The organism is uncultured Abyssibacter sp. (assembly GCF_964000955.1).
In the GTDB taxonomy this organism is placed as follows: Bacteria; Pseudomonadota; Gammaproteobacteria; order Nevskiales; family OUC007; genus Abyssibacter.
On sequence record NZ_CAXFCL010000265.1, the window covers coordinates 1 to 8,754 of the forward strand.

Here is an 8,754-nt window from a genome sequence, read left to right on the forward strand (position 1 = left end):
CCAGCCCGCCGCGCGGCAGCCGCAGCTTGCCCGGCGGCGCGTTCATGATCTCGTCGCGCAGACTCTCCAGCTCGGGGGGCAACGGGCGGGTGCCGCGGATGATGATCAGCCGGTAGCCGCGTTCGCGCAGGCGGCGATGCAGCTCGCGCATGGCGCTTCGGCCGCGGTAGTTCGCCGCGGTGACCGCATCGGCGAGTTGATCGGCATCCAGGGCGGACCAGGCGCGGTACTGGCTGATGCGCTGGGTCACGAACACGCTGATCAGCAACGTGACCACCAGCGCCAGCCAGAACGCGATCAGCAGACGCAGGGTGAGACTACCCCGCATGATCCTGCACCAGGACGTAGCCGGCACCGCGGACAGTGTCGATTCTGAGGCCGGAGCCGGCCTCGGTCAGTTTCTTGCGCAGGCGGCTGACATGAACGTCCACCGCCCGATCGTAGCGCTCCAGGCTGCGGCCGAGCGCCTGTTCGGTCAGCATCTCGCGGGAAATGATCTCGCCTGGCTGCTGAAGAAAGCCGCGCAGCATTTCGAATTCGGCGGCGGTCAGTGACAGCGTGGTGTCGCCGCAGCGGGCATTGCGGCGCGAGGCGTCGAGTTCCAGCGTTCCGAAACGGAGTACTTCCGGTGCGGCTGGCGTCTTCGGCTGATGGCGGCGAAGCAGCGCGCGCAGGCGGGCGACCAGTTCCCGGGGCATGGCCGGTTTGGCGAGATAGTCGTCCGCGCCCAGTTCCAGTCCCAGAATTCTGTCCAGCGGTTCGCCGCGGCCGGAAAGCATCAGCACCGGCAGGTCCCAGCGGGCGCGAATCTGCGCCAGGGCGTCCAGCCCCGTCATCCCGGGCAGCATCACATCCAGGACCATGGCGTCCGGCGGCGTCGTAGTGGTGGCCAGTTCCTCCAGCGCGGCTTCGGCACTATGCACGGCCCGGGCGTCCAGCGACTGGGTCGCCAGATAGTCGATCAGCAGGTCGCAAAGCGCCGTGTCGTCGTCCGCGATCAGAATGCGAGGCCGGGTGTGCATGGCGCCAGTGTGCCCCGGCGATTTCGCCGCTGGCGAGTGCTTTACGCATCTTTACACGGGCGCAACGCAACTTGACACGGGCCCGGCGTACAAATGTCCCGTCACTCAACGACGGAGCTTTTCCGATGAAACGACTGATCACGATTGCGCTGGTTTCCCTGTCCGCCATGACCATGCTGAGCACCCCGGCCATGGCCCGTCCCGACCACGAGGGCGGTTACATGAAGCACATGTTCAGAGGGCTGGACCTGACCGATGAACAGAAGTCCCAGATCGACGGGATCATGGAGGCCAACCGGCCGCAATCCCAGGACCTGCGCGAGCGCACACGCTCCCTGCACGACAAGATGACGGCGCTGGATCCAACGGCGTCTGGTTACCAGACCCAGGTCCAGGGGCTGGCCAACGAGGCCGCGGAACTCAAGCGTGAGCAGGTGCTCCACGGCAGCGAGCTGCGTCGCCAGGTGGCCCAGGTGCTGACGCCGGAGCAGCGCGCCGAGATGAAGGAGCGCGCGGCGGAGAAGCGGGAGAAATTCCGTGAACGCGCCGAGCAATGGATGGAGAAGAAGGGCCGCTAGGTCGTCATCTCCGGATCGCATGTCAAAACGGCGGGCCTTGTTGCCCGCCGTTTTCGTTTCGGTGACGAACCCGTGTTCCAGGGCGCGGGCATGGATACACTTACGGAAGCTCTGCTCTGTTCACGCTGGCGGGTTGCCGCCTGAAAACAGGTTCCGTCTTGCGGGCGTGAACAGAGCAGAGCTTACTAAACCCCGTTCCGTTCGAGTCCTGATGCCCGCATGATTCCGCAATCCCTGCACTGGCTGATCGAAGGTGGTCTGCTGATCGCCCTGATCGTCTGTCTGCTGCGGCTGCGTCGGTTGCGCGTTGCCGCGCCGGTCGCGGATGCGGCGACCACGGATCCGTCATCGCGCTCGGATACCTACATCGCGATTCGCATTCTCAATCCGATGGAACTGGCGCGCCGCCAGTCCTGGCTGGCCGGCACACTGGCGGGTATCTCGCCGAATTTCGTGCGACGGCTGGTTCATACCCGCACGGTGCAGATTCTCAAGGAACAGCTGCTGGATTACGGCGTGGATGCCGATGTCCGACTGGAGCAGGGGCGGCCGGGGCCGGGATTGCCGCTGAAGGCCGATCTGCCCGGTTCGTCGGGTGATCGGGGCTGAAGCCCGTTTCAGGAACCGCCGGACGGCAGCCGCAGCACGGCGATGAACAGACAGATCCAGCCGGCCAGCATCAGCACGCCGCCGATTGGAGTGATCGCGCCGAGTACGCGGATGCCGGACAGTGCCAGTGCGTAGAGGCTGCCGGAAAACAGCAGCACGCCAAGCGCGAACAGCAGGCCCGAGGCGTTCAGCCAGCCTGAGGCGTGACGCAGCATCAAGACGCCGATACCCAGCAGGGCCAGCGCATGCCAGAACTGGTAGTTCACGGCGGTTTCCCATACGCGCAGCATGTCCGGTTCCAGGCGCTGTCGCAGCGCATGCGCGCCGAAGGCGCCGAGCGCCACGCCGAGAAAGCCGTAGAGAGCGGACAGGGGAAGCCAGAGCGAGTGCATATGCGTTCTAGAACCGATAGATCAGGTCGACCAGTGCCGCGACATTGCGGTACGTCTGGTCGGAAGCATTCAGTGCGGTCCGGCGGATTGCAAGATCAAGCGCGCATTGTCGGGTGATGGACCAGTTCATGCCGACGAGTGCCGCGGCCCCCGAACCGGAACGCTGATAGGCACGTTCGCCTCGAACGTCGTAGGCGGTGTCGAGCGTCCAGTCGTCTTCCGGTTGCCCGGTGTCCGGAACCGTTGTGGTGAACTCGCCGTCCAGCCAGTCCGCCTTCAGATAGACGATCACCGGCGCCAGCGCCTGCCAGTCGAGGGATGCGCCGATCCGGCCGCGATGGTTGGAGAACACGTCGGCCTGCGCATGGGTGCTGGTGAAACCGGCCGACAACGCCCCCTGCACACGGGTCGTGAGCTGGGAGGCAACTCGCAGCGTGACCAGCGCCTCGCTGGCGTCGCGCAGCGCATCACCGGATTCGCGCAGCCGCAGGGTGACACCGGCGGACCAGTGCGGGACATGGAAGCCCGCGCCCGGCTGGATGTGCAGCACCACGCCCGATTCGGCCTGGATTCGCGACAGGTCGGGATAGCGCAGGTTCTGATGGGCGCCGATGCCGAGGTTCCAGCGCAGCGCGTGATGCCGGTGGCTCGCCAGCGTGGTCTGCGTACGCAGGGCTTGCGTCGCGGCGATGCTGTGGCGGCGCTGGTCCGAACGGGCCGCGTGATTCGTGTTGTCCTCGTAGACGAATCCGTTCTGCCCGATCCAGCGCCAGTCACCGGCCTGTGACGCCAGCGGTGTCAGCCACAGCAGAAGCAGGCAGGCGGTCCGAAACCCGGACCGGTGTCGCGACTGCGTCCGGTTGGAGGCGCGTTCCGATGCCCACGTGCTGCTATCGTTCCGGGCGACAGCAATCGCAGGGAGCACGCGTGAGCGGGACCGATGACTTTGATGCACGGCGTCGTCTGTTTCTGGAGAGGGCACTTCAGTATGGATGGCTGGTCGGCGGTGTGGGCTGGATCGCACCGACGCAGGCGCAATGGTTCGGTTCGGTGCCCGAGGCGCTGCCGCCAGGCAAGTCCGTGTTTCGCGTCCGGGGGGATGTCCTCATCGACGGTCGGCCGGCCACGCCGGACACCATCATAGGTGAGGATGCCCGGATTGAAACGGGGGACGACGGGGAGTTGATCGCGGCGGTTGGGGCGGACGCATTCCTGGTCCGGCGCCGCACCACCGCCAATCTCGCCCTGTCCGGCGCCAAGCACGCGTTTCGACTGGTTACCGGGGCGATGCTGAGCGTGTTCGGACGCCGCCGCCAGCCGATCGAGATTCACACGCCAACCGCGACCATCGGCATACGCGGGACCGGCGTCTACGCGACCGCCGACGCCGAACGCACCTATCTGTGCACCTGTTACGGCACCACGGATCTGAGTGCCGTCGCCCGGCCGGACGCGCGCGAGCGCATCACCGCGCGGCACCACGACGCGCCCCGGTACATCCTCGGTGCGGCCCGGGACGGGCAATGGATCATCCCCGCGGCGTTCATCGACCACACGGACATCGAACTGCGCATGCTGGAGGCGCTGGTGGGCCGAGAGGTGCCGTTCGCGCTGTCCGACGACCCGTACACGCAGCCTCGCCGCGAGTACTGAGCGGGCCGCCGACGGCGATCAGATCGACAGTTCCGGCGGCACGTCCTCGGTCTGGTCGACCACGCCATCGGTCACCCAACAGCCATTGCAACCGGCATCGGTCCGCTTCGCCATGATGAACAGATAAAGCCGGACCGCGCCTTCCCGCGGATAGACCCGCACCGGAAAGATCAGCCGGTCGCCATCGGTTGCCGGCGGCCCGATTTCGGCGTTGCGATGGTCCAGCAGCGGTGCGTATCCGGCTTCGACCATGCGGATGAAACGCGGCAGAGGGCCGGTATTGTCCTGGTTGCCCGGCGACGCGAATGCAAAGGCCGTGGCGATGCCGGTGTCGGCGGCGGGCTCATCGTTGGTTTGCAGGGCCGACAGAACGATGCCGACGACCTCGCCGGGTTTCAGGTCCGGAGACGGTTGAGGCGGCGGCGTCTGATGCGAGCAAGCCGTCAGCACGACGCTCAGGGCAACCGAGATTGCCCACCGGTGGCTGCGAATCCTGATCATGTCGCGCGTCTCCGCCAAGTGCCTCGCCAGTATGGAGGCTTCCTGTTCGCCCTGAGAAGTCTCCGTGTGCTGCGACCTCGAGACGTGGTGGCGCATCCTGTCCCTACGCGCGCTCTGATCGATCGTCAGGCTGGCGAAACTATCGTTGGTCTCCGCGGAGGCATAGACTGCCCGGACAAGCGATCCGAATGACGCCGTCAGAGTGTCTGGTTCGCAGGATGTAGCAGGAGGAGAACAATGAGGCGATGGATGTTGCCGGCGATGGCCGGATTGCTGGCGGTGGCTGGCTGCCAGCCTGCGTCGAACACGACCGCAAGCGCCGATGCCGGCGCGCCCGAAACCCCCGAATGCGCCCTGACCGTTGGCTGGGATCCGTGGGAGCCCTACAGCTATGAGGCCGTCGACGGCGCCGTCACCGGTCTGGACGTGGATCTCGTGAAACAACTGGGCAAGGCCGCCGGGTGCCGTCTGGACTTCCGCAAGGGCAACTGGGTTGCCCTGCTGGGTGATCTGGAGGCCGGAAAGGTCGACTTGCTGATGGCCGCGACCCCGACCAGCGAGCGTCGCGATTTCGCGTACTTCTCGGAACCCTATCGTGACGAGTCCTTTGTCCTGTTCGCCCACAACGGTGGCGTCGAGGCGTTTCAGGGCATGACGCTGGGGCAGTTGCTCGCCGAGGGCAAGCGTGTCGGTATCACCGACGGCTACTACTACGGTGAGGAGGCCCAGGGGCTGCTGTCGAACCCGGACTACGACGAGCAGATCGTCCCGGCGCCTGTTCCGGAAGCCAACTACCGGCACCTGGAAGAGGGTGCCGTGGATGTGGTGATCGGTGATCCCTATGTCGCCGGCGCCGTGTTGCGGCGCACGGGCCTGGGCGCATCGATCCGACAGTTGCATGGCAACGTCCACACGGGCTCGGTGACGCTGATGTTCTCCAAGGCCAGCGTTGACGAACAGCAGGTGCGATCGATGAACGCCGCGCTGGATCGGTTGGAGTCCGCCGGGCAGATCGCCGGCATTCTCAGCCGGTATCGCGGCAGCTGAATCGTGAACGCAGGCCGGTCAGCCGGCCTGCGTTTCCAAGGGACGATGGGTCAGCCGCATGAACGCGGCCAGGCCCAGGCCCCAGGCGCCATTGAGAATCAGCGCGCCGATGATGACCTGCGGGTTCCAGCCTCCGGCGAACGCGTGCCCCTTCATCGGGAAGACGATGAACAGGGCCACGGCGCTGGGGAGCAGCGCACCGAGGGTCAGCGCGCGGAGCCAGTAGCCCGTGCCCCGGGCATTGCGCAGCATCCACCAGATCGGCACACCCCAGATACCGCCCCAGAACGCCAGGGAAATGACTGCCGGAATGCCCAGCGGCGCGGTCGCGGTCATGTTGTACGGTGGCGCCGGCAGCGCCGCCCCGGCCACGTAGAACAACGTGTACACACCCTGGTGGCAGACCAGGGTGGCGACGAAGCCGCCGAGAAAGGCTTTGACGAAGGGCATCTGTCGTTCTCCGTTGCGTGGTCGCGACGTGACCGTCGCGCATGTTCAGGGCGAGGGCGATAATATACGCGGCCGTACTTAGTGACGCCGAGCCGCCAGCCGATGAGTCTATTTGACCGGACGAGCCTGAAAATTTCCCCCAGCGAGTTTCCGAATCCCGATTTCGATCCGGCGGACCAGGCCGATGCGATCGGCAATCTGGCCGTGCTGGCCGGCGGCTGCTTCTGGTGCGTCGAGGCGGTTTACCGCGAGCTGGAGGGTGTGACGGCGGTGGTGTCGGGATACGCCGGTGGATCGGCGGAGACCGCCGACTATCGCACCGTCTGCACCGGCAGCACCGACCATGCCGAAGTCGTGCAGATTCTGTTCGACCCGACCCGGACGAGCTTCGGCGAGATCCTGAAGATCTTCTTCGCGGTGGCGCACGATCCGACCCAGGTGAACCGCCAGGGCAACGACCGCGGCACCCAGTATCGTTCGGCGATCTTCTACGCCAACGCGCTGCAGCGGGAGATCGCCGAGCGCTATATCGCGCAGATCGACTCGGCGGGTGTGTTTGACCAGCCCGTGGCGACTCGACTGGAACCGCTGGACGCGTTCTTCCAGGCGGAGGAGTACCACCAGAACTATGCCGCGCTGAACCCGGGGCAGGGCTACATCCAGGCCGTGGCCCAGCCGAAGGTGGAAAAGCTGCGGGCCTATTTCGGCGACCGCCTGCGCGACTGACCCGACCCATTTCCTTCAGGGAGGCGTCGGCCCAATCGGCGCTTCCGAACTGCATGCCAATACCAAGGAGTCAAGATCATGGCTGACTACAAGGCGCCCGTCCGCGACATGAGCTTCGTTGTCAACGAAGTGCTCAGGTTCGACGAGCTGCGGGAGACACTCGGTTACGCTGACGCGACATCGGACACCATCGATGCGGTGTTCGAGGAGGCCGGCAAGCTGGCCTCCGAGGTGGTGCATCCGCTGAACCAGATCGGCGATGCCGAAGGGGCGACGCTGAACGATGGCGTGGTCACGCTGCCGGACGGTTTCAAGAATGCCTTCGCGCAGTATCAGGAAGCGGGCTGGGGTGGCCTGCACGCCGACGAGGCCTTCGGCGGCATGGGCATGCCGCATCTGGTCGCGGTGCTGGTCGACGAGATGTTCTCCTCGGCGAACCACTCCTGGTACATGTACGCGTCGCTGACGCACGGCGCCGTTGGTGCGATCCAGACCTGGGGCACGGACGAACAGAAGGCGACCTACCTGCCGAAGATGGCCACCTGCGAGTGGACAGGCACGATGAACCTCACCGAGCCGCATGCCGGCACCGATCTCGGCCTGCTCAAGACCCGGGCCGAGCCGAATGGTGATGGCAGCTATTCGATCACCGGGACCAAGATCTTCATCTCCTGCGGCGAGCACGAGATGAGCGAGAACATCGTGCACCTGGTGCTGGCCAAGCTGCCCGACGCGCCGGCCGGGACCAAGGGCATCTCCATGTTCATCGTGCCCAAGTACCTGGTGAACGCCGACGGTTCGCTGGGCGAGCGCAACGCCCTGAAGTGTGGCGCTCTCGAGCACAAGATGGGCATCAAGGCCTCCGCGACCTGCGTGATGAACTATGACGGTGCCACCGGCTATCTGATCGGCGCCGAGCATGGCGGACTCAAGGCCATGTTCACGATGATGAACTCGGCCCGTCTGGGTGTAGGCGTCGAAGGTCTGGCCAAGGCCGCGCTGGCCTACCAATATGCGGCGGCCTACTCCAAGGAGCGTCTGCAGGGGCGTGCCCTCACCGGCGCGCAGGAACCGGACAAGCCGGCTGACACCATCCTGGTCCACCCCGACGTGCGCAAGATGCTGCTGACCATCCGCAGCTTTGTCGAAGGCGGCCGCATGCTCGCCGGCTACTGCGCGATGATGCTGGACGTGCGTCACAAGCATCCCGACGAGGACACCCGCACCCGGGCGGACAACGTCGTCAGCCTGCTGACGCCGGTCATCAAGGCCTTCCTCACCGACGAGGGTTTCCGCGGCGCCAACCTGGGCATGCAGTGCTATGGCGGTCACGGGTACATCTCCGAGTGGGGCGCCGAGCAGATCGCCCGCGATGCGCGCATCTGCATGATGTACGAGGGCACCAATGGTGTGCAGGCCATGGACCTGGTTGGTCGCAAGCTGTTCTGGAACGGAGGGCTGGGCCTGAAGGCCTACTTTTCGGAGCTGGGCGAGACGCTGGATGCGGTTTCCGCCCGGGAGGACCTCAAGGACGTGACCGATCGCGTGAAGGCCGCGTTCGATTCACTGCAGGAAGCGACCCAGTATCTGACGGAGCAGGCCGGCACCGCGCCCAACAACCTGGGCAGCGCGGCAACGGACTATTTGCGCCTGTTCGCGGTGACCGCGATCGGCACGATGTGGTTGCGTGCCGCGGCGACGGCGCAGGATGCACTGAATGGCGGAACCTCGGAGACGGCGTTCTACGGCACCAAGCCGGTGCTGGCCCGGTTTTTC

At 65.7% G+C, this 8,754-nt stretch carries 12 protein-coding genes; 6 read left to right on the forward strand and 6 right to left on the reverse strand.

The features are described from left to right. Both ABNS06_RS12790 and ABNS06_RS12795 read right to left on the reverse strand, forming a co-directional pair. Positions 1 to 328: hypothetical protein (locus ABNS06_RS12790; RefSeq protein WP_348674983.1), on the reverse strand; the 328-nt coding region annotated here is incomplete at its 3' end. Further along, complete coding sequence (locus ABNS06_RS12795; RefSeq protein ID WP_348674984.1) at positions 318 to 1,022, reverse strand: response regulator transcription factor; 705 nt, start codon at positions 1,020 to 1,022, stop codon at positions 318 to 320. The genes ABNS06_RS12790 and ABNS06_RS12795, both read right to left, overlap by 11 nt. A gap of 125 nt (positions 1,023 to 1,147) precedes the next feature. On the opposite strand from ABNS06_RS12795, the gene ABNS06_RS12800 reads away from it, so the two are divergent. Both ABNS06_RS12800 and ABNS06_RS12805 read left to right on the forward strand, forming a co-directional pair. Further along, a complete protein-coding gene (locus tag ABNS06_RS12800) occupies positions 1,148 to 1,600 on the forward strand; it encodes a Spy/CpxP family protein refolding chaperone (protein ID WP_348674985.1) in 453 nt (150 codons plus the stop codon). Positions 1,601 to 1,819: 219 nt separating this feature from the next. Further along, positions 1,820 to 2,209, forward strand: a complete 390-nt coding sequence (locus ABNS06_RS12805) for a hypothetical protein (protein WP_348674986.1) — start codon at positions 1,820 to 1,822, stop codon at positions 2,207 to 2,209. Positions 2,210 to 2,217: 8 nt separating this feature from the next. On the opposite strand, the gene ABNS06_RS12810 is transcribed toward ABNS06_RS12805, so the two are convergent. Further along, positions 2,218 to 2,601 carry a DUF423 domain-containing protein gene (locus tag ABNS06_RS12810; protein ID WP_348674987.1) on the reverse strand — a complete coding sequence of 128 codons (384 nt, stop codon included), beginning with the start codon at positions 2,599 to 2,601 and terminating at the stop codon, positions 2,218 to 2,220. A gap of 7 nt (positions 2,602 to 2,608) precedes the next feature. After that, the gene (locus tag ABNS06_RS12815; protein WP_348674988.1) at positions 2,609 to 3,526 is read right to left on the reverse strand and encodes a hypothetical protein; all 918 of its coding nucleotides are present in this window, start codon (positions 3,524 to 3,526) and stop codon (positions 2,609 to 2,611) included. 2 nt (positions 3,527 to 3,528) lie between these two features. Here ABNS06_RS12815 and ABNS06_RS12820 point away from each other — a divergent pair, with 2 nt between their 5' ends. Further along, positions 3,529 to 4,254 carry a hypothetical protein gene (locus ABNS06_RS12820; protein WP_348674989.1) on the forward strand — a complete coding sequence of 242 codons (726 nt, stop codon included), beginning with the start codon at positions 3,529 to 3,531 and terminating at the stop codon, positions 4,252 to 4,254. 18 nt (positions 4,255 to 4,272) lie between these two features. Here ABNS06_RS12820 and ABNS06_RS12825 read toward each other — a convergent pair whose 3' ends face one another. Next, positions 4,273 to 4,755 carry a DUF4864 domain-containing protein gene (locus ABNS06_RS12825; RefSeq protein ID WP_348674990.1) on the reverse strand — a complete coding sequence of 161 codons (483 nt, stop codon included), beginning with the start codon at positions 4,753 to 4,755 and terminating at the stop codon, positions 4,273 to 4,275. 237 nt (positions 4,756 to 4,992) lie between these two features. Between ABNS06_RS12825 and ABNS06_RS12830 the strand changes: the two genes are divergently transcribed. Continuing rightward, complete coding sequence (locus ABNS06_RS12830) at positions 4,993 to 5,802, forward strand: transporter substrate-binding domain-containing protein (protein WP_348674991.1); 810 nt, start codon at positions 4,993 to 4,995, stop codon at positions 5,800 to 5,802. Positions 5,803 to 5,820: 18 nt separating this feature from the next. On the opposite strand, the gene ABNS06_RS12835 is transcribed toward ABNS06_RS12830, so the two are convergent. After that, positions 5,821 to 6,252, reverse strand: a complete 432-nt coding sequence (locus tag ABNS06_RS12835) for a hypothetical protein (RefSeq protein WP_348674992.1) — start codon at positions 6,250 to 6,252, stop codon at positions 5,821 to 5,823. 102 nt (positions 6,253 to 6,354) lie between these two features. On the opposite strand from ABNS06_RS12835, the gene msrA reads away from it, so the two are divergent. Further along, positions 6,355 to 6,978 carry a peptide-methionine (S)-S-oxide reductase MsrA gene (gene msrA, locus ABNS06_RS12840; RefSeq protein ID WP_348674993.1) on the forward strand — a complete coding sequence of 208 codons (624 nt, stop codon included), beginning with the start codon at positions 6,355 to 6,357 and terminating at the stop codon, positions 6,976 to 6,978. A gap of 78 nt (positions 6,979 to 7,056) precedes the next feature. After that, positions 7,057 to 8,754: acyl-CoA dehydrogenase C-terminal domain-containing protein (locus ABNS06_RS12845; RefSeq protein ID WP_348674994.1), on the forward strand; the 1,698-nt coding region annotated here is incomplete at its 3' end.